General features: G+C 51.1%; 23 protein-coding genes and 5 tRNA genes. 16 read left to right on the plus strand and 12 right to left on the minus strand.

Going from position 1 to position 17,857, the window contains the following annotated elements:
* Positions 1–18 precede the first annotated feature (18 nt).
* Genes IB286_RS11520 through IB286_RS11530 form a run of 3 tightly spaced genes read left to right on the plus strand, consistent with a single transcriptional unit; the run spans position 19 to position 3,272 of the window.
* Positions 19–1,167 (plus strand): 4-phosphoerythronate dehydrogenase, encoded by a 1,149-nt coding sequence (locus tag IB286_RS11520; RefSeq protein ID WP_190765684.1) that lies wholly within the window; start codon positions 19–21, stop codon positions 1,165–1,167.
* Entirely contained in the window at positions 1,164–2,321 is a 1,158-nt protein-coding gene (locus IB286_RS11525) for an ATP-NAD kinase family protein (protein ID WP_190765686.1), read from the plus strand. The genes IB286_RS11520 and IB286_RS11525 overlap by 4 nt, the downstream gene beginning before the upstream one ends.
* Positions 2,322–2,342: 21 nt before the next feature.
* Positions 2,343–3,272, plus strand: a complete 930-nt coding sequence (locus IB286_RS11530; RefSeq protein ID WP_223826332.1) for a class I SAM-dependent methyltransferase — start codon at positions 2,343–2,345, stop codon at positions 3,270–3,272.
* Here IB286_RS11530 and IB286_RS11535 read toward each other — a convergent pair.
* The gene (locus IB286_RS11535) at positions 3,269–4,504 is read right to left on the minus strand and encodes a pyridoxal phosphate-dependent aminotransferase (protein WP_190765688.1); all 1,236 of its coding nucleotides are present in this window, start codon (positions 4,502–4,504) and stop codon (positions 3,269–3,271) included. The two genes, IB286_RS11530 and IB286_RS11535, sit on opposite strands and share 4 nt — an antisense overlap.
* 143 nt (positions 4,505–4,647) lie before the next feature.
* Between IB286_RS11535 and msrB the strand changes: the two genes are divergently transcribed.
* From msrB to IB286_RS11555, 4 genes are all read left to right on the plus strand, one after another.
* The gene (gene msrB / locus IB286_RS11540; RefSeq protein WP_190765690.1) at positions 4,648–5,043 is read left to right on the plus strand and encodes a peptide-methionine (R)-S-oxide reductase MsrB; all 396 of its coding nucleotides are present in this window, start codon (positions 4,648–4,650) and stop codon (positions 5,041–5,043) included.
* 154 nt (positions 5,044–5,197) lie between these two features.
* Positions 5,198–5,273: transfer RNA gene (locus IB286_RS11545), tRNA-Glu, on the plus strand.
* 147 nt (positions 5,274–5,420) lie between these two features.
* Positions 5,421–5,496, plus strand: a tRNA-Glu gene (locus IB286_RS11550).
* Positions 5,497–5,546: 50 nt separating this feature from the next.
* Positions 5,547–5,622 (plus strand) — tRNA-Gly (locus IB286_RS11555).
* A gap of 72 nt (positions 5,623–5,694) precedes the next feature.
* Here the strand turns inward: IB286_RS11555 and IB286_RS11560 are convergent.
* On the minus strand, positions 5,695–6,096 hold the full coding sequence (locus IB286_RS11560; RefSeq protein ID WP_190765692.1) for a PA2817 family protein: 402 nt from the start codon (positions 6,094–6,096) through the stop codon (positions 5,695–5,697).
* A gap of 113 nt (positions 6,097–6,209) precedes the next feature.
* Between IB286_RS11560 and IB286_RS11565 the strand changes: the two genes are divergently transcribed.
* The 7 genes from IB286_RS11565 to IB286_RS11595 all read left to right on the plus strand — a co-directional run bounded on the left by IB286_RS11565 (position 6,210) and on the right by IB286_RS11595 (position 11,058).
* Positions 6,210–7,124, plus strand: coding sequence for an ABC transporter ATP-binding protein (locus IB286_RS11565; protein ID WP_190765693.1), 915 nt, complete (start codon positions 6,210–6,212; stop codon positions 7,122–7,124).
* Between the two features lie 10 nt (positions 7,125–7,134).
* Positions 7,135–7,908, plus strand: a complete 774-nt coding sequence (locus IB286_RS11570; protein ID WP_190765694.1) for an ABC transporter permease — start codon at positions 7,135–7,137, stop codon at positions 7,906–7,908.
* A gap of 9 nt (positions 7,909–7,917) precedes the next feature.
* Positions 7,918–8,748 carry an NADPH-dependent 7-cyano-7-deazaguanine reductase QueF gene (gene queF, locus IB286_RS11575; protein ID WP_190765695.1) on the plus strand — a complete coding sequence of 277 codons (831 nt, stop codon included), beginning with the start codon at positions 7,918–7,920 and terminating at the stop codon, positions 8,746–8,748.
* A gap of 128 nt (positions 8,749–8,876) precedes the next feature.
* On the plus strand, positions 8,877–9,194 hold the full coding sequence (locus IB286_RS11580; RefSeq protein WP_190765696.1) for a hypothetical protein: 318 nt from the start codon (positions 8,877–8,879) through the stop codon (positions 9,192–9,194).
* Positions 9,194–9,433, plus strand: coding sequence for a hypothetical protein (locus IB286_RS11585; RefSeq protein ID WP_190765697.1), 240 nt, complete (start codon positions 9,194–9,196; stop codon positions 9,431–9,433). The genes IB286_RS11580 and IB286_RS11585 overlap by 1 nt, the downstream gene beginning before the upstream one ends.
* 123 nt (positions 9,434–9,556) lie before the next feature.
* A complete protein-coding gene (locus IB286_RS11590) occupies positions 9,557–10,153 on the plus strand; it encodes a dUTP diphosphatase (protein WP_190765796.1) in 597 nt (198 codons plus the stop codon).
* A gap of 5 nt (positions 10,154–10,158) precedes the next feature.
* A complete protein-coding gene (locus IB286_RS11595) occupies positions 10,159–11,058 on the plus strand; it encodes a hypothetical protein (RefSeq protein WP_190765699.1) in 900 nt (299 codons plus the stop codon).
* Here the strand turns inward: IB286_RS11595 and IB286_RS11600 are convergent.
* Genes IB286_RS11600 through IB286_RS11630 form a run of 7 tightly spaced genes read right to left on the minus strand, consistent with a single transcriptional unit; the run spans position 11,029 to position 15,150 of the window.
* Positions 11,029–11,328, minus strand: a complete 300-nt coding sequence (locus tag IB286_RS11600) for a 4a-hydroxytetrahydrobiopterin dehydratase (protein WP_190765701.1) — start codon at positions 11,326–11,328, stop codon at positions 11,029–11,031. The genes IB286_RS11595 and IB286_RS11600 overlap by 30 nt on opposite strands.
* A 3-nt stretch (positions 11,329–11,331) precedes the next feature.
* A complete protein-coding gene (gene trmA, locus IB286_RS11605; RefSeq protein ID WP_190765704.1) occupies positions 11,332–12,438 on the minus strand; it encodes a tRNA (uridine(54)-C5)-methyltransferase TrmA in 1,107 nt (368 codons plus the stop codon).
* 12 nt (positions 12,439–12,450) lie between these two features.
* Positions 12,451–13,452, minus strand: a complete 1,002-nt coding sequence (locus IB286_RS11610) for a glycosyl transferase family protein (RefSeq protein WP_190765706.1) — start codon at positions 13,450–13,452, stop codon at positions 12,451–12,453.
* A gap of 42 nt (positions 13,453–13,494) precedes the next feature.
* Complete coding sequence (locus tag IB286_RS11615) at positions 13,495–13,743, minus strand: hypothetical protein (protein WP_190765708.1); 249 nt, start codon at positions 13,741–13,743, stop codon at positions 13,495–13,497.
* Positions 13,743–14,051 carry a hypothetical protein gene (locus IB286_RS11620; protein WP_190765709.1) on the minus strand — a complete coding sequence of 103 codons (309 nt, stop codon included), beginning with the start codon at positions 14,049–14,051 and terminating at the stop codon, positions 13,743–13,745. The genes IB286_RS11615 and IB286_RS11620 overlap by 1 nt, the downstream gene beginning before the upstream one ends.
* 3 nt (positions 14,052–14,054) lie before the next feature.
* The gene (gene tusD, locus IB286_RS11625; RefSeq protein WP_190765711.1) at positions 14,055–14,423 is read right to left on the minus strand and encodes a sulfurtransferase complex subunit TusD; all 369 of its coding nucleotides are present in this window, start codon (positions 14,421–14,423) and stop codon (positions 14,055–14,057) included.
* Between the two features lie 55 nt (positions 14,424–14,478).
* On the minus strand, positions 14,479–15,150 hold the full coding sequence (locus IB286_RS11630; RefSeq protein ID WP_190765798.1) for a Bax inhibitor-1/YccA family protein: 672 nt from the start codon (positions 15,148–15,150) through the stop codon (positions 14,479–14,481).
* 347 nt (positions 15,151–15,497) lie between these two features.
* On the opposite strand from IB286_RS11630, the gene IB286_RS11635 reads away from it, so the two are divergent.
* Positions 15,498–15,572: transfer RNA gene (locus IB286_RS11635), tRNA-Lys, on the plus strand.
* 139 nt (positions 15,573–15,711) lie between these two features.
* On the opposite strand, the gene IB286_RS15810 is transcribed toward IB286_RS11635, so the two are convergent.
* Positions 15,712–15,951 (minus strand): helix-turn-helix domain-containing protein, encoded by a 240-nt coding sequence (locus IB286_RS15810; protein WP_190765714.1) that lies wholly within the window; start codon positions 15,949–15,951, stop codon positions 15,712–15,714.
* 212 nt (positions 15,952–16,163) lie between these two features.
* Positions 16,164–17,216, minus strand: coding sequence for an IS110 family RNA-guided transposase (locus IB286_RS11645; RefSeq protein ID WP_190765716.1), 1,053 nt, complete (start codon positions 17,214–17,216; stop codon positions 16,164–16,166).
* 105 nt (positions 17,217–17,321) lie between these two features.
* Here IB286_RS11645 and IB286_RS11650 point away from each other — a divergent pair, with 105 nt between their 5' ends.
* Positions 17,322–17,561 carry a hypothetical protein gene (locus IB286_RS11650; RefSeq protein WP_190765718.1) on the plus strand — a complete coding sequence of 80 codons (240 nt, stop codon included), beginning with the start codon at positions 17,322–17,324 and terminating at the stop codon, positions 17,559–17,561.
* Between the two features lie 179 nt (positions 17,562–17,740).
* Here IB286_RS11650 and IB286_RS11655 read toward each other — a convergent pair.
* Positions 17,741–17,828 (minus strand) — tRNA-Ser (locus IB286_RS11655).
* Positions 17,829–17,857: the final 29 nt, after the last annotated feature.

A 17,857-nucleotide genomic window follows, 5' to 3' on the forward strand; every position in this document is an offset into this window, starting at 1 on the left:
AAAGCGGAAATAAACGGCATGAGAATTCTGGTTGATGAAAATATCCCAGCTGCGCTGGAGGCCTTTAGTCAATTCGGTGAGGTGCAGCGTGTGCCCGGACGGCAGCTCGGCGAACCGCAATGGCGAGAGGTGTTGGCTAGCGCTGATGCGATAATGGTGCGTTCGGTTACGCGGGTAAATCGTGAGTTATTGCAAGGCACAAATATCCGCTATGTGGGTTCAGCAACAATCGGTGCGGATCATCTGGATACGACGTTTCTTGAGCAGCAGGGTATCGCTTGGTCTACCGCGCCCGGCTGCAATGCCGACTCGGTGGGCGATTTTGTGCTCAGCGCAATGGCGGTGTGTGGCGATATTCTTGAGCGTCTCTTGGCCGGTGGTCGTTTAGGCGTTATTGGGCATGGCAATGTGGGGCAGCGTTTAACAACGCGTATGCAGCGGCTGGGTATTAGCTGTTTGGCTTATGACCCCCTGATAGCACAGCAAGGTATTTTGACTTCGCTGGATTCGGTGTTGCAGAGCGATATGCTGTGCTTGCATGCGCCATTAACTCGCTCTGGAAATTACCCCACATTTCATCTGTTATCCTTTGAGCAGCTTTGTCGCCTACCGGAGGGCGCGGTATTGCTTAGCGCGGGTCGCGGAGAGGTGGTTTCAACAGAAGTGCTATTGGCGCTGGCCGAAAAACGCCCAGACATTACTCAGGTTTTAGATGTGTGGGAACCGGAGCCCGCCATTCCCTTGGCCCTATTGGAAAAGGTCTTTTTGGCGACGCCCCATATTGCCGGTTACAGCAGTGACGGCAAATTAAACGGCACCCGTCAGATTGCACAGTGGTTGGCACTGCAACTGAATCAGTCTTTTTCTGCAGCGACAGTGGATGCGGTATTGCCGCCTGCTGATGAAATTACGCTTGTTTCAGAAGCGCCTTCACAGCTTATCCGCGAAGCGATATTAGCGATTTACGATGTGCGTGAAGATGATGCGCGCCTGCGGCAGGCGCTAAGCAATTTGAAAGATGATGCCGAGCGGGGCAGGGCTTTTGATGTGTTACGTAAAACGTATCCCTTGCGCAGAGAGCTAGGCAGTAGTTCGCTGAGTTTACGGTCAGAACAAGCTGATCTGGCTTCCTTGTTAAATGCCTTACAAGGGCGAGGAGAAAAATGAGTTCTGCGGTTTTTAAGCTGGGCTTAGTGATTAATCCGCTGGCGGGTTTGGGTGGGCCGTTGGCGTTGAAAGGTAGTGATGATCTGCTGAAACTCAAGCCCGAATTTGTGCCCTCTGCGAATGAAATGTCACGCTCGGAAGCGCGTTGCCTGCGATTTCTTCAGCAAATAAAAGCGGGATTGGATCAGCAGAAAATGTCGGTTTCGGTCTTGGGTTTTCGCGGTGCGATGGCGGAGCAAGTGGTAGCAGAAGCCGGTTTGCCATTCGACGCTGTTGGGAAGCCCGCAGATGAGAAATTAAGTACGCCAGAGGATAGCCGTGCGGCAGCAAAGGCGATAAAGCAAGCTGGCGCGGATTTGTTGGTTTTTGTCGGCGGGGATGGCACCGCGCGGGATATGGTGCAGGCCATTGGCACGGATTTGCCGGCGCTGGGTTTGCCGGCAGGCGTAAAAATGCATTCCGGAGTGTATGCGGTCAGCCCGGAAGCGGCGGCCGAAATTGTGCTAGCGTTGATCAACGGCAAGTTAGTGGATATTGCCGAGCAAGAAGTGCGCGATATTGATGAGCAGGCTTTTCGCGAAGGGCGGGTGACGACCCGCTATTACGGTGAGTTACTGGTACCGAAGCTGGGCGGATTTCTGCAGCGAGTGAAAGACAGCGGCCGTGAGGTTGAGGAGTTGGCGGTAGCGGAAATCGCCGATGAAGTGGTCGAAACCATGGATGATCGCACCCTTTATATCGTCGGGCCGGGCTCAACCACCGCCGGAGTGATGGAGCGGCTGGGTTTGGAAAATACCTTGCTGGGGTTTGATCTAGTGCTTGCTGAGCAGTTACTGGCTAATGATTTGGATGCGGCGGGGCTTAGTGGTGCGCTGGATCAGCACGATGGGCCGGTCAAGGTGTTGATAACAGCGATTGGCGGGCAGGGGCATTTGCTGGGGCGAGGTAATCAGCAGTTGACGCCGGAGCTTATTCGCCGAGTGGGGCGCGACAATTTTATTGTGTTAGCCACCAAGACCAAATTGAGTCGACTTGAAGGTCGGCCACTCTTGGTTGATAGCAATGATGCGCAGTTAGATGCTGAATGGGCTGGTTTTATTCCGGTGATTACGGGTTATCGCGATCAGGTGATGTATCGCATTGGTCAGCAGTAGTTTTTTAGTTAAGGACAGGTTTTGACAGATTTTAAGCAGTTTTCATCGGTTTCTGCGTTTGCTCAGTGGCCGCAAAAAATAGCGGAAAGTGATGATGCAATTCGGCTGTTTCATGGCCGTGGTCAGTGCTTTTCCGGTTTTGAATATTTCACGGTGGATTATTTTGCGCCGGTATTGTGGGTGGTGTTGTACCGCGAGCCTGAGGCTGAATTTTGGGCCGAATTTTGCTCCCAATTAACAACGCATCTAGCGTCGTCCGTTGGGGTGGCTGCGGTTCAGCATCGCTATCAGCGCGATGCCGAGTTGGACTTGCTTTGGGGAGAATTGCCAGAGCGCCCTGTAGCTAAAGAGCATAATTTGGTATTCCAGCTGCAGTTTGGTGGGCGCCAGAATATTGGTTATTTCATGGATATGCAGCCGGCACGGCAATGGTTGCGGCCACGTTCAAAGGGTAAACGGATTCTCAATTTATTTTCCTACACCTGCGCCTTTTCTGTAGCGGCGGCTGCCGAAGGCGCGGAGCGGGTAGTAAATGTGGATATGAGTAAATCGGCACTGCGTACCGGGCGAGTTAATCACCAACTATCTGGTTTGGAATTTACCGATACGGAAGTGGTGTATTTGGGCCACGATATTTTCCGCTCTTGGGGGCGAATAAAAAAAATGGGGCCCTATGATCTGGTGATTTGCGATCCGCCGTCGCGGCAGGCAGGTAGTTTTGAAGTGCGTAAGGATTACCCAAGGCTGCTGCGCAAAATGCCAGAGTTACTCGCCGAGGGTGGTGAGGCGTTGATCTGTTTGAATGCGCCGTATTTGGATACGGATTTTCTTCAGGAGATGGTTGCCGAGCACTGGCCAGAAGGGCAATTTATTGAACGCCTGCCTGGGCGAAAGGACTTTCCAGAAAGCGATGCGGCAGCTTCATTGAAAGTCCTGTCTTATAAAGCCTAGCCGACAGCCTGTAATTTTTTCCGGTAGCGACTCAAGAATCTCGCAAAGCGCTCAATCGCATCTTCCAAATCAATCTTATTCGGCAGGAAAACAATACGCACATGGTCCGGGCTTGGCCAATTAAAGCCGGTGCCTTGCACTAGCAGCATTTTTTCCTGATTCAGCAGATCCAGCACCATTTGTTCGTCATCGATAATGGGGTAAACCTCAGGATCGAGACGAGGGAACATGTAGATTGCGCCCTTGGGTTTGCTGCAACTTACGCCGGGGATGGCATTCAGCATTTCCCACGCAAGGTCGCGCTGCTCAAGTAAGCGCCCGCCGGGCAGAATCAGTTCATTAATGCTTTGGTAGCCGCCCAGTGCAGTTTGAATGGCATGTTGCGCTGGAACATTGGCGCACAGACGCATTGAAGACAGCATGGTCAGCCCTTCAATATAATCTTGCGCGCGTTCCTTGGCACCAGACACAATCAACCAGCCACTGCGAAAGCCAGCAAGGCGATAGGCTTTGGACAGGCCGTTAAAGGTCAGGCAGAGGGTATCTTTACACAGGCTGCCGAGCGGAATGTGCACGGCGTCATCATAGAGAATCTTGCTATAGATTTCGTCGGCAAAGATCACCAGATTGTGAGCTTCGGCAATGGCGACCAGTTCGGTTAGCAATTCACGGCTGTATACGGCGCCAGTCGGATTGTTGGGGTTGATAATGACAATCGCCCGGGTGTGTTCGGTAATCTTGCTGCGAATATCATCGAGATTGGGCTGCCAGTCATTTTCTTCATCGCAAAGATAGTGCACTGGCGTGCCGCCGGCGAGGGAGGTTACCGCGGTCCACAGCGGGTAGTCGGGGGCGGGGATTAATACCTCATCGCCTTGATTGAGCAGGGCTTGGGTGGCCATGGTGATCAGCTCACTGGCGCCGTTGCCTAAATAAATATCGCCCACTTCCACATTGGGGATGCCGATTTTCTGGCATTCCTGCATGACTGCTTTACGGGCTGAGTAAAGGCCCTTGGAGTCGCTATAGCCCTCGCTTTTGGGCAGCATGTGAATGACGTCTTGAATGATTTCGTCGGGCGCGTTAAAGCCGAAGGGGGCTGGGTTGCCAATATTCAGCTTGATGATGCGTTGACCTTCTTCCTCCAGCTCGTTCGCTCGATGCAGGACAGGTCCACGAATGTCGTAGCACACATTGTCGAGCTTGCTGGATTTCTGAATATAACGGCCCATGATTACCTTCTTGACCAAATGTTTGGGGTCTGGTTTAACATTCCTGTAAAAATAGTATGTTGGCTGCCGGATTTCGTGTTTATTCTAAAATCTGAGGCCAAGGGCGGATTATAAGTCGATACCGTGGTGGAAGTGGAGGGGAAATGGTGGAAAAAGTCGTGAAAACTGAGGCCCAATGGCGTGAGCAACTCAGTGATGAAGAGTTTTATATCTGCCGAGAAAAGGGCACTGAGCGCGCGTTTACCGGTGTTTATAATCAGGAAAAATCCACTGGCCAATATCTTTGCAAATGCTGTGGGCAGGTTTTGTTCGATTCCGAGAGTAAATACGATTCTGGTTCTGGCTGGCCCAGCTTTTTTCAAGCGCTGGATAAAACGGCGATAGATGTTCACCGAGATACCAGCCACGGCATGATTCGAGATGAAATTACTTGCGCCCGCTGCGACGCTCATTTGGGCCATGTTTTCCCTGATGGCCCAGCGCCAACCGGGCTGCGCTATTGCGTAAACTCGGCCTCATTGGATTTGCAGAAATCCTGAAATTCCAGTTCTCTGTCTGTGCCGGCCATTGAAACTGAAAGAAAAAGTGATTTCATGGCAATTTCGACTTGACGATACCGGCCCTGCTCCCTACAATGCGCGCCACTTTCAGACGTCGTCACATAGGCCGTGATTGCGTCAAAAGTGAGGCCGCGTCCCGTTCGTCTAGTGGCCTAGGACACTGCCCTTTCACGGCAGTAACAGGGGTTCGAGTCCCCTACGGGATGCCATTATTTTGAAGAGAGGAATAGCTTCCTTTTTTCACCGGTAGTCGGCAAAAAGAAGTGCGTTTTCAACCAATTGCGCTTGACGCTTGGATAAGCTGCTTCTAAAATTGCCGCCTCTTTCGAGCACTGAACTGCTTGAAAGGCTGCGGGGTCCCGTTCGTCTAGTGGCCTAGGACACTGCCCTTTCACGGCAGTAACAGGGGTTCGAGTCCCCTACGGGATGCCATTATTTCGATTATTTGATGTGAAAGATCACAGCCAGATAATCAAAATTTTGCGGGATTAGCTCAGTTGGTAGAGCGGTACCTTGCCAAGGTACAGGTCGTCGGTTCGAACCCGATATCCCGCTCCAAATAAAAAAGCGAACTGTTTAGTTCGCTTTTTTTTCGCCTGTCTTATGGTCACGCTAAGCAGAAGGGTGGCGTTAATGCAGCCCAAATTCCTGAGCGCGTAGCGAGCGATAGTCCGCATCGCCAGAATCTCTAGCCTGCTGGTAGTAGCGTTCTTCCAGATTTTGGTAGTGATCTAACTCTTCATCGCTCAGAAAATGCAGGCAGTCGCCACCAAAGAACCACAGCAGATCGCGGTGAATGGCGGGCGTGAGTTGCGGATAAAGCGCAATAATGCGGGTTAGTAGGTCTTGGCCGTCGCCTAGGTAATCTTCCCGGTCGCTGGTTGCGGCAATGCGGCCCAGTACCAGATCGAAGCGTTTCAGCAGCTCTTCACCTGCTTCTGGCTCATGGGCGCTGAGTTCAGAGAGTCCGGTTTCTACGCTTTGTTTCAAGTTTTGCAGCAGCAGATGGAAATATTGGGTGCGCTGATTCATGTGAAACCGCCTTTTAAGAATTTGCCGCAGTGTATTCGATCTTGCTGACGTGGCAAAATGCGTTCTTCAATTTTTATGGCATTTCTTCAATTCTCTCAAAAGCGACAAGCGCAATGACCCACGCACTGGAAATCAGCGGATTAAAAAAAGTCTACGATAACGGCTTTGAGGCTCTAAAAGGCATCGACCTAGTGGTTAAAGAGGGCGATTTCTTTGCCCTGCTTGGGCCCAATGGAGCGGGCAAGTCCACCACTATCGGCATTGTTTCTTCGCTGGTGAAAAAAACCTCCGGGGATGTCAGCGTATTTGGCTATTCGCTGGATAAGCAACTGGCACAGGCCAAACAGCAAATTGGGTTAGTGCCCCAGGAATTTAACTTTTCCAACTTTGAAGCGGTGTGGGACATCGTGGTCAATCAGGCGGGATATTACGGCCTACCTCGAAAAGAAGCAGAACAGCGCGCAGAAAAATACCTGCGCCAGTTAGATTTGTGGGACAAGCGCTTTGTCGCTTCGCGGATGCTCTCTGGCGGTATGAAGCGCCGTTTGATGATTGCCCGCGCGCTGATTCACGAACCGCGCTTGTTGATTTTGGATGAGCCCACGGCGGGGGTTGATATCGAACTGCGCCGCTCTATGTGGCAGTTCCTGACGGAAATTAATCGCAGCGGCACCACCATTATTCTGACTACCCATTATTTGGAAGAGGCGGAAAGTCTGTGCCGCAATATCGCCATTATCGATGCCGGTAAGATTGTTGAGAACACCAGCATGAAGGCGCTGTTGAAGCAGTTGCACCGGGAGGTGTTTGTATTCGATTGCGTTAATGAGTTGCCAGAAGATTTTAGCTTACCGGGTTTTGATTCCAGTCGTATGGATGCGCACTGTGTTGAAGTGGCGGTGGAGCGGGGAGATTCACTTAACGCTATTTTCACAGCGCTGACCGAGCAGGGAGTGGAAGTGGCCAGTATGCGTAACAAGGCCAATCGCCTTGAAGAATTGTTTGTCAGTCTGCTGGCGAAGAAGTGAGGATAGCGGAATGAATTACCAACAGCAGTGGATTGCCTTCTCAACACTGGTACGCAAAGAAATTCGCCGGTTTTTGCGGATTTGGATGCAAACCCTTTTGCCCCCTGCGATCACGATGTCGCTGTATTTTATTATTTTTGGCACCCTTATCGGCTCGCGTATTGGCGATATGGGCGGCTTTACCTATATGGAATTTGTGGTGCCGGGCCTGATTATGATGTCGGTGGTGACCAATGCCTATTCCAATGTGGTGTCCTCCTTTTTTGGCGCCAAATTCCAACGCTTTGTGGAAGAAATTCTGGTTTCGCCCATGAGCAATAGCATTGTGCTGTGGGGTTATGTGATTGGTGGTGTGGCGCGAGGCTTGTTGGTCGGCTTGATTGTGACCCTGCTATCACTGTTCTTTACCAAATTGCAGGTACAGCATGTGGCGGTGACGATTGGCATTGTGCTGCTGACCTCCATTATGTTCTCGCTGGCTGGCTTTATTAATGCGGTTTACGCCAATAACTTTGACGATGTGTCGATTGTGCCAACCTTTGTACTAACGCCACTGACCTACTTGGGCGGGGTGTTTTACTCGATTGATCTGCTGCCGGAGTTTTGGGCCAAGGTTTCTCAGTTAAACCCCATGCTCTATATCGTTAATGCCTTCCGCTACGGCTTGCTGGGCGTGTCTGACGTCAGTGTCGGCCTCGCCTTTGGCATGGTGGGCTTGTTCACCTTGGCCGCCTATGGCTACTGCCTGTATCTGTTGAACACCGGCAAGCGCCTGCGCCAGTAAGTTATTGCAATGAGTGAGTTGCCAAATCACGGCCCGCTGGGCGAGTCGGTAGAATATCTCGACCAATATGCGCCTGAGTTGCTGCATCCTATTGCCCGCAAGGCTGGGCGCGATCAACTCGGCTTAAGTGGCGAGCTGCCATTCGCGGGTGTGGATATTTGGAATGCCTGGGAATTGTCGTGGCTGAATGCCAAGGGCAAGCCCGAGGTCGCCATTGGTGAATTTCGCTTTCCGGCGGATTCGCCCAATATCGTCGAATCAAAATCCTTCAAGCTCTATCTGAATTCGTTCAACCAGACCCGTATGGCGTCGGCGTCGGCCTTATTGGCTACGCTTAAAAAAGACCTCAGCGCCGCCTGTGGGGCAGAGCTTGAGATTGTGCTGCACCGCCCGGGGCAGTGGCCTGCTGAATTTGCGGTCGCCGTGGACGAAGGGGTGTGCCTGGATGATCTGGATATTGCTCCCTCAGATTATCAACCTAATGCGAATTTACTGAATTGTGAGCAGGAGCAGGCGGTAAGCGAGCAGGTTTATAGCCATTTATTGCGCTCCCGTTGTCCGGTGACCGGCCAGCCAGATTGGGCGAGCATCTATATTTCCTATTCAGGGTCAAAAATTGATCACTTTGGTCTATTGGCCTATCTGATTTCTTTCCGCCGTCAGGATGATTTTCACGAGCAGTGCGTGGAGCAGATTTTCTGTGATATCCAGCGCCAGTGCGCGCCGGAGTCGCTTACGGTGTATGCTCGCTATCTGCGTAGAGGTGGGCTGGATATCAACCCGTGGCGTAGCTCCAATGTGAATATGAGTGCGGCAAACCGCCGCGCGGCCCGCCAATAAATTCGCCGCTACAATTTTGGTAATTTTCCCGCCTACTCAGTCAGATAGGTAAATTAACGGATTTTAGAAAACCCACTTCGCAGGCAAGATTCCCTTGTAATCTTAGAAGGCTTGGTGGGAGTCCGGTAATGCTGATAGCCAGTTATTTGGTCGGCTACAACTCAGATATGTCTGTGGGGCATTTAGGCGTGGATCGCGTCTTCCCCGAGGATATTTCGGGTGCGCGTTGCGAACTAAGAGAGACGGGTTTGGGTCGCAATGCCGAGTATGACCTGCTGATTTTCTTTCCCAAGGGCGATATGCCACAAAATCTCGTTTGTCTGCCTGAGCTGCCAGACGATGTTGTTGAGTGTTTCCTGAAAGGCCGCGTACTTCCTGTTCTGGATTTTGCCTCTGGCCAATCTATGGAAAGTGCGGCGGTATTTCGCGATAGAGATTGTGCCTAATGTTAGGTTTTCGCCCGCAAAAAAATGCCCGCCTTGAGCGCTATACCCTACACGGGCCAACCTCAAGTATTTGTATCTGGCCAGAACAGCGGCGCATTGTCTATGCGGGAAACTTCGAAGCCCAACTGCCCGGTGTGATTCGCCGTTGCATTGCAGAAGATCACCGCCATGCGGTCAATTCTGAGCGTATGTCTTACCTGATGAATCTGGCTTGCGAAGCCACTGATTCCGAAGCCTGATTTTCCTCCCTTATTGCCTGCTTTTCAGACTCGCCTGCGGCGGGTCGCTTGCGTATGATTAGCGTTTTGCCATTTCAGGAGCGGAACGTGTTTACAGCCAAGCAGCGCCAGGCCTTTATTACCATGCTGGACCTTCAAGACCGGATGAATACCAAGGTTCATCCCCAGTGGATTGAGCAGGGTTATGAATGGTATCGGGCCGCCTGGATTGAATGTGCCGAGCTGATGGATCACTACGGCTACAAGTGGTGGAAGAAGCAAGAGCACGATCTGGAGCAGGTGCAGCTAGAAGTTATTGATATCTGGCATTTTGGCATGAGTGCCTTGTTTCGTCCCGGTGTGTCCACCGCAGTGATTGCCGATGAAATTGTGGCGGCGTTGGAAGCGGCTGCTTTAGACTCAAGCCCAAACGTTCTACTGGCGACCGAGGCCTTGGCTGGTTATTCCCTACAAACTCGATCCTTCTCTGTGCCACTGTTCTGGAATCTGATGCAAGCGGCGCAACTGGATTTCGACACCCTTTACCGCCGTTATATTGGCAAAAATGTGTTGAACTTCTTCCGTCAGGATAACGGCTATAAGGATGGCTCCTACATTAAGATTTGGGGTGGCGAAGAAGATAATGTGCACCTGATGGCGATTCTGGCAGAGCTGAACAGCGAGGCTGAGGACTTTGCCGATCAAGTCTATCGCGGCTTGTCTGAGCGTTATCCCGGTTAAGTGCGATGAGTCAGGCCTTCGATAATCTCTCTACCTCGGCGCTGGCGCGTGAGCTGGGCCTGCCCCTGCAGCAGTTGTTTAGCACGCTGCAGGATTATGGCTGGATTTCCAAACTGGAAGACGGCTGGGCACTGACCGGAAAGGGGGAATTTGAAGGTGGTCGCTATGTGAATAGCAAACGCTATGGACGCTATATCGTCTGGCCGAAAACCCTGTTGGAGCACCCTCTGTTACAAGCGTTGGAACATATCCAGATGCTCTCATCTTCTGCCTTGGGCCGGGAGTTGGGGATCAGTTCTCGGCAGGTGAATCGCTTGCTGTTAGCTATGGGAGTCATGGTGCGTGCCGGTCAAGGTTGGCGGCCGACTCCGCTGGGCCTTGAGTTGGGCGCGCAATCGGTATTGAGTCAAGACAGCGGCATGACCCATTTGCTGTGGCCGGAGTCTTTTGCGGAACACCCCGGCCTGATTCGCTTATCTCAGGCCAGCAAACCTCTTGAACTGGTTGAGGCTAATACGAGTGAAACGGCGCTTGGCGATGATTTATTTGCCGAGCAAGCCAAAGCGCCAGTCAGTTTTCAGGGCTTGGATGGCCACACCTATTATTGTCAGGTGCGCTGGCAGTTGGCTCAGTGGCTTTATCTCGCGGGGCTGCGCTACGCCAAAAATGCTTTATTGCCCCTTGAACAAGAGCTAAGAGCGGATTTCTATTTGCCAGACTGGCATATCTTTATAGAGTGTTGGGGTGGGCAGGAAACCCCCTCGGCCTTATCAAAACGCCTTGAGCGTCAATCAGTGTATGCGCAACACGGTTTGCATGTGGTGGATGTGCACAGCGACGAACTGCCGCAATTGGACGATGTGTTGGGGCGAAGGTTAGCGGATCTCAACGTCGATTTTTATTAAATCAATTGCTGCCGCAAGGGCAATGTCTCGCTGACTCAATTTGCCAATGTCGTGGCTGCTCAAGTAAATATCCACTTTGTTATAGCTGTTTGACCAATCCGGATGGTGGTTCATGGCTTCAGCGTGTTCGGCGACTTGAGTCATAAACGCAAACGCCTCGGCAAAGTTTTTGAAACGGAATTGCCGGTACAGTTGGTTATCGATCTGCTGCCATTGGGGCAGACCCTTCAAGGCTTGCTGAAGCTCTGATTCCGTCAACGCATCTTTCATCACTTATTCCGTCGCAAAATTAGCCCGCTGCAAAAATACCCCACATTCCATATGCTCAGTGTAGGGAAACTGGTCGAAGAGCGCGAAATGCGTTAACGCGTGACTTTTGCAAAGCTGCTGCAAATCGCGGTGCAGGGTGTGGGGGTTGCAAGAGATATAAATAATATTGTCGAAGCCGCTGATTAATTCACAGGTGGCTTCATCAAGGCCCGCGCGGGGTGGGTCGACCAACACCGTGCCCAGATCGTAACTGGCAAGATCAATGCCTTCCAGCCGCCGGAATTCTCTCTCTCCCTGCAGGGCAGCGGTAAAGTCCTCGCTGGACATGCGGGCAATTTCCGCATTGTGAACGTTGTTCAGTTCAAAATTTTCTCGCGCAGCTTTTACCGAGGTTTTGGAAATTTCTGTAGCCAGCACGCGGCGGCAACATCCCGCTAGTGGAATGGTGAAATTGCCATTGCCGCAATACAGCTCCAAGAGATCGCGCTCTGGGGCTTGGCTCGCTCTGGCCATCGCCCACTGAATCATGGCGCTGTTAACGGTGGCATTCGGTTGGCTAAAGCCACCTTCATATTGCCGGTAATGAAAAACCTGCTCGCCTACTGGCAGCGCTTCTTGAACATAGTCGCGTTGCAGCACCACTTTTTGTCCACGGCTGCGGCCGATTATTTCAATATCGAGTTGCTCGCAGAGCTCGGTTGCGGCCTGTTGCCATTCTGGGCCCAGTTTGCGGTGATAGATCAGGGTGACTAATAACTCGCCGCTTAAAGTGCTGAGAAACTCCACTTGGAATAAGCGGTTTCGCAGGGCAGGGGCGTCTCGCAGCCCATCGAGCAGTTTTGGCATTGCAGAACAAATTTGTTCGCTGGCTACCGGGAAATCGTCAATACGAACGGGTTCTTTTGGCTCGGCTGGGTCGAACATGGCGTAGAACAAATCGTCGTCTTGGTGCCAGATACGAAATTCAGCGCGCATGCGATAGTGACTCGTTGGCGAGCGAAAAACCTCGGGGCTTAGCGAGGTGGTGTCGGCAAACAGTTCGGTAATGCGCTGGGATTTTTCAGCCAGTAGCAGCTCGTACTGACTGGGGTCTATAGCTTGGAAACTCACAGTGAATCCTGTTTAAAATTGGGCTTGTAGGCGCTGGCGGTCGCGTTGCTGCCAGTGCTGTTCGGCTTCTGCCAAGGCTTGCTCGCAACTAAGATCCGCATTGCGTAGTTGCAGGGCAATGGCCATGCTGCCGAGAATGGCGAGACGTCCGTATTCATCCATGCGGTCGTGCTGCCATGCGTCGAGTAGAACCTGGGGGTTTAGATCTTCCTGCCATGCTTGGCGGCCTTCTAACATGCGCGGCCATTCAACCTCGCTGAGCTGACCGTTATGCAGGTATTTTACTTTGCAGTTGGCTTCGGGTTTGCGTTCGGCTTCACCCGCTTCACCTTTGAAGACGGCAGCGTGTTTTTGCCCGAGCAAATGGGCAGCGTGTTGGTGGCTGTCGGCATAGGCGGGGTGAAAAATACTCTGCACAGAATATTCGGCTGCGAGAGGATTAATCAGCCGTGATAGGGTGTGTACCGGGGAGCGTAATCCAAACTGGTTGCGCAAATCCATAATACGCTGCAAAACCGGACTGAACTGCTGGAGCGGTAAAAAAGCAAAGTTGCGGGCATTCAGTGTGGTTTCGAGTTGATCGATATCACTGACGGGCGCTTCGCCTAATTGAGCAAGTAAGGTTTCGCTGTATACCCGGCCGGCGGTATGGCCACATGCGCCGTGCATCAGGGTTTTAATTCCGCTATCTGCCAGTGCCAGCGCAGCCAGTAAATACCAAGCCTGTTGGCGGCGCTTGCCGGCATAGCTGGCCCAATCCAGATCAATGGCGATGGAAGGCAGTTTAAGCTCGTCGCGCACCGCCTGTACAAAGCCGGCGAGTTCGGCGCTGCTTTCTTCTTTGACGCGTAACAGCATTAAAAAAGCGCCTAGCTGCACATCTTCGACTTCTCCCCGCAGAATCATACCCATAGCATCGCGGGCTTCGTTCTGTTCTAAGGAGCGAGAGCCGGTTTTACCTTTTCCAAGAATGCGAACGTATTGGGCAAAGGGGTGTTCTTGGGCGCTATTCACTCGTGCTGATCTCTATATAAAACGCGGTTGGAGTCGCGAATTTTACCAGCTTAAGCAGTGCGCGTGTTGGCTAGTCAGCGAAACAAGCTCAGGGTAGTCGATGGCTTTGATATGGCTGGGTAAGGCGTCTGTGTTTACTGGATTCAGAGCAAAGTAGTTTGCCGCAGTAGGCAGCTGAACATCGTTGGCAAGGAGTAGCTTTTCGTGCATAAAAACAACGCTATCTGATTCGGCAATCAGTGCAGCGGCACGCGTTAGGCTTTCAGGCTGTTGTAGTAAGTGCAGTGTCATTAAAAGCTCTGTACACAGGAGTGCTGATTAATCAGTGCTTGCAGCTCGGTTGTGGTAATCGCACTGGCTCCTTGGTTTATTGGGGGCGTAGGTTCCACGTTATCCAAATAGTAGAGCTGATAATCACCAAAATCACTGAGCGTTTGAATACCGCTTGCTTCATTTTCGGCATTGAGAAGGTCGCAGCCCCGTCCGATACAGACCAGAGTGGGGGCATAGCCAAAAGCAACGGCGCTAAAAATCATATCGATGACCGGCTTCATTATCGGGTCATCGGCTGGGCGACTGATCAGGTAAAGCTGCTGCATGGCTTAAACATCGAACCGGATAATGCGGTCTGCGTTTTCGCAAGCGTCCAACCATTGCCCCAATCCACTTATGCAGAATGTATCCGCAAGGGTTTCAGGCAGGTTTTGTCGCTTGGCTTCGCGCTGATCCCGTACCCCGAATTTGTTGGCACTGCTTGAGCAGAGCACCAGATCGAGACTCTGTTGTTGCTGGAATGCTTGCCACTGGGGCAGTAGCGCGCTGGTGTTTTCACGGTGACCCATTGTGACTCCTTCACCGAGGAAAAATACCCGGTAAATACTGTGCCCGGCTTCATTTAAGGCTTGGGCAAAGTCGTAGGCCGTTTGCGCCGCTTGGGAAGAGGTGACGAGGATCGCGTATTGAAGTTTCACTGAAAGAGGGAAAGCGCTTGCGACGGTAGCACCATCGCAAGCTAGCTCAGAGGGCTTAGTCGTCGCTGCCGAATACGCCGAGCAGGCTCAGCAGGTGAACAAACAGATTGTAGATATCCAAGTACAGCGCCACAGTTGCGCGGATGTAGTTGGTTTCTCCACCGTGAATAATGCGGCTGGTATCAAACAGAATCAGGCCGGACATGATAAAAACCGCTGCCGCTGAAATTGCCAGAGAGGCCGCCGGCACTTGGAAGAACATATTAGCCAAGCTACCAACCACAATTACCAGCAGGCCAACCATTAGGAAGCCACCGAGGAAGGAGAAATCTTTGCGCGTGGTCAGCGCGTAGCCAGACAGTCCGAAGAATACCAATGCGGTGCCGCCAAGGGCTTGCATAACCAGCTCGCCGCCGTTGGGTAGAGCAAGGTAAGCGTTAAGCATGGGGCCGATAGAGGCACCCATAAGCGCGGTAAATACAAAGATTGCGCCAATGCCTTTGCCTGAGTCAGCGGTGGCGTTCACCACAAACAGCATAACAAAGCCCAAAATCATCATTACCAATGCAGCGCCGTGGCCGAGGTTCATGGCCATGGCAATACCGGCACAAATTGCGCTGTTGACAAGGGTAAGACCCAGCAACATATAGGTATTGCGAAGAACTTTATTAGTCTGCAGAGCCGATTCCGAGGCGCTGCCGGCCTGTAAAATCGAAGTCTCTTGCATTGGGTCGCGCATAGCGGGCTCCTGTTTAAAGAAGTGTAGTTAAGTGTTTTTACAGCATTATTAGACAGAAATCATACTGGCAGTTTCATAGGAAGAAAACGATTATTCGCCTTATATAACGGCTTTTTAATGCACTTGGAAAAGTTTAAACACATAAATAAGAAGCAAGACTTGCGGGATATTACAGCGGCAGCCGAGAATTTCACTTTCAGCAAGTAAGTCGCTAATTTGCTTAAAAAATACGCAAAGCGCTGTTCGAAATTTAACCGTAATAAAACTTATATTTTTTCGATATTTTTGGTTGTCTTTTGCTTATAAATCCGTATGATATGCAGCTCATTCGCTGGGGGTCGTTAGCTCAGTGGTAGAGCAGTTGGCTTTTAACCAATTGGTCGAAGGTTCGAATCCTTCACGACCCACCATTTAATGATTTAGAAATCAAAGCGTTGCAATCGGGCAGCGCTTTTTTTTCGCCTGTAAAAAGGCGCCGTGACGAATCTGTGACAGATCCGTGCCAAACAGCCTTTCCTCGAGCCTAAATTTTTATCCAAAAGTGACCCGTTAGCTTGTGCTTGTCACGTCATTCCTGACGCGAACCAAAAGGTCACTTACCTCGCAATCAAAATACTCACAAAGTCGATCTACGATATCTAACGACGGATTGTAGCCCCGGTTTTTACCAATCTTCGACAATGTAACGGGATGAATTCCAGTCGCCTCAGCAACATCTTTCATCGTCACCGAAGTCCCGAGGGTGCGGACAAAATCTTGGACTACTTTGGAGGTAGTCCATGTACTCATATGAAGATCGCCTTCGGGCCCTGATGGAATACGCGCGCCTCAATCCTTATCAATTCATCGGCTTTCTGAATAGTCCTGCATCCAAACAGGATTCCAGAGGCGCAGGCTTCACCTTTCATGCCATCACGCTGATTTTACTCTTAGCAACTCGTCGGCGGGGAGTCTCCTATCTTTGAATTACGATGAGTGACATCAGTAGTTCATAAATTTTGTCATGTGGTCGGTAATGCAAGATCCTGCCTATACTCTATCTTCTTGGCTAGCAGCGCGTAGGCTGTACGCACCATCTTGTTTGCCAGCGCCACGATGGCAACATTCTTGTTTCTGCGTTTTAGTAACTCTTGAAGCCAGCGGCTTCTTGGGTCGGATTTCCCATCTACCCGTTGCACGACAGAACGAGCACCATGAACCAGTAGTTGACGGAGATAAACATCGCCTCGTTTGCTGATGCCAAGCAGTCGCGGCTTTCCACCGGTTGAGCACTGCCTTGGAACAAGACCAAGCCAAGCAGAAAGCTCTCGTCCATTCTTGAAATTTCGAATATCGCCTATTGCCGCAATCAGAGCGGTTGAACACATTGGGCCGATTCCAGGAATGCTCATAAGACGTTTGGCATCCTCCTCCGACGCTGCAATCTGCTCTATCTCCGAGTCGAGACCGGAAACTCGCTCGTCCAAATGAACCAATTCACTGTAAAGCTGCGCAAGCCAATTACGAAACCTTCCTGTTAAACCATTTTCCGCATCTTCCAATACCAAGGGTATTTGTACACGTGCACGCCTGATGCCATTCGGCATATCAACCCCGTATTCCAGAAGAAGACCTCGAATTTGGTTCACTAGGGCTGTTCGATTCGCTACTACTTGACTGCGAATTCGATGGAGACTTTGAATATCTTGCTGCTCAACAGTCTTGGCAGATACGAAGCGCATTGTTGGACGTTGTACTGCTTCACAAATAGCCTCGGCATCCGCTCGATCGTTCTTATTGGATTTGACGAAGGGCTTTACGAATTGCGGTGCTATCAACTTTACCTGGTGTCCATGAGCCTGCAAGTAGCGGCTCCAGTAGTGGGCACCGGCGCACGCTTCCATGCCAATAATGCAGGGCTGTAGGTTAGTAAAAAACTCTTTGAACCGATTGCGATTAAGCACCTTGTCCAGCTTCGGATTACCGCGCTCATCAACACCAAACAGTTGAAACGACGATTTACTAATATCAATACCGATAACGGTGATTGATGGAACTCCTGCTGCTTTTTTCATGGTTAGCCTCGCTGCGCCTGCCAAAGGAATTACTATATTCCTCTGAAATACCCCGATCGGGGAGAGGGGCGTACCATTCCATTAATTCAACAGGATCCGCTTTCATTGAAGCTGCATTCCTATAAATACACCGCAGAGGGTGAAAAATACTCTCGCTACCAAGTGAAATGTACGACCCGTGCAATTCCTGTAGTGAGTCGTGCACCCGATGAGAAAACCTGGTGTGTTGAATCTAGAACTGGTGGTCAGTGCTTCGACAATAAAATTGAAGCAGCACGCTCTGCTTGTGAGGCAAGTCTTGATGGCGCTTCGCAAGTTCTGCTGGCGAATGAAGGACGCTTCTAAATCTGGAGCTTCTTTAATCTTCCCTGCGGTTTTAGAAAATATAAACAAAGCGTTGCTTGCGGGCAGCGCTTTTTTTTCGTCTGAAATTTTTTAGGGTTTACGCAGAAGCATAGAAATTCGCCAACAGAAATTGTTGTTAACAAATAAGTTTGAACAGGAGATTTGGGGAAGAAAAGAAATGGCGGTGGGGTAGGGATTCGAACCCTAGGAACCGCGAGGTTCAACGGTTTTCAAGACCGCCGCTTTCGACCACTCAGCCACCCCACCGCAGAAGCCGGCAATTATACCTACGAAAT

The organism is Spongiibacter pelagi (assembly GCF_014705705.1).
GTDB classification, from domain to species: Bacteria; Pseudomonadota; Gammaproteobacteria; order Pseudomonadales; family Spongiibacteraceae; genus Spongiibacter; species Spongiibacter pelagi.

Bases quoted from the DNA above. Each gene is read 5' to 3' on its own strand.
- IB286_RS11520 (WP_190765684.1), top strand. From the start codon at position 19: ATGAGAATTCTGGTTGATGAAAATATCCCAGCTGCGCTGGAGGCCTTT.
- IB286_RS11525 (WP_190765686.1), top strand. From the start codon at position 1,164: ATGAGTTCTGCGGTTTTTAAGCTGGGCTTAGTGATTAATCCGCTGGCG.
- IB286_RS11535 (WP_190765688.1), bottom strand. From the start codon at position 4,504: ATGGGCCGTTATATTCAGAAATCCAGCAAGCTCGACAATGTGTGCTAC.
- msrB (WP_190765690.1), top strand. From the start codon at position 4,648: ATGGTGGAAAAAGTCGTGAAAACTGAGGCCCAATGGCGTGAGCAACTC.
- IB286_RS11560 (WP_190765692.1), bottom strand. From the start codon at position 6,096: ATGAATCAGCGCACCCAATATTTCCATCTGCTGCTGCAAAACTTGAAA.
- IB286_RS11565 (WP_190765693.1), top strand. From the start codon at position 6,210: ATGACCCACGCACTGGAAATCAGCGGATTAAAAAAAGTCTACGATAAC.
- IB286_RS11570 (WP_190765694.1), top strand. From the start codon at position 7,135: ATGAATTACCAACAGCAGTGGATTGCCTTCTCAACACTGGTACGCAAA.
- queF (WP_190765695.1), top strand. From the start codon at position 7,918: ATGAGTGAGTTGCCAAATCACGGCCCGCTGGGCGAGTCGGTAGAATAT.
- IB286_RS11580 (WP_190765696.1), top strand. From the start codon at position 8,877: ATGCTGATAGCCAGTTATTTGGTCGGCTACAACTCAGATATGTCTGTG.
- IB286_RS11585 (WP_190765697.1), top strand. From the start codon at position 9,194: ATGTTAGGTTTTCGCCCGCAAAAAAATGCCCGCCTTGAGCGCTATACC.
- IB286_RS11590 (WP_190765796.1), top strand. From the start codon at position 9,557: ATGCTGGACCTTCAAGACCGGATGAATACCAAGGTTCATCCCCAGTGG.
- IB286_RS11595 (WP_190765699.1), top strand. From the start codon at position 10,159: ATGAGTCAGGCCTTCGATAATCTCTCTACCTCGGCGCTGGCGCGTGAG.
- IB286_RS11600 (WP_190765701.1), bottom strand. From the start codon at position 11,328: ATGAAAGATGCGTTGACGGAATCAGAGCTTCAGCAAGCCTTGAAGGGT.
- IB286_RS11615 (WP_190765708.1), bottom strand. From the start codon at position 13,743: ATGACACTGCACTTACTACAACAGCCTGAAAGCCTAACGCGTGCCGCT.
- IB286_RS11620 (WP_190765709.1), bottom strand. From the start codon at position 14,051: ATGCAGCAGCTTTACCTGATCAGTCGCCCAGCCGATGACCCGATAATG.
- IB286_RS11630 (WP_190765798.1), bottom strand. From the start codon at position 15,150: ATGCAAGAGACTTCGATTTTACAGGCCGGCAGCGCCTCGGAATCGGCT.
- IB286_RS15810 (WP_190765714.1), bottom strand. From the start codon at position 15,951: ATGAGTACATGGACTACCTCCAAAGTAGTCCAAGATTTTGTCCGCACC.
- IB286_RS11645 (WP_190765716.1), bottom strand. From the start codon at position 17,216: ATGAAAAAAGCAGCAGGAGTTCCATCAATCACCGTTATCGGTATTGAT.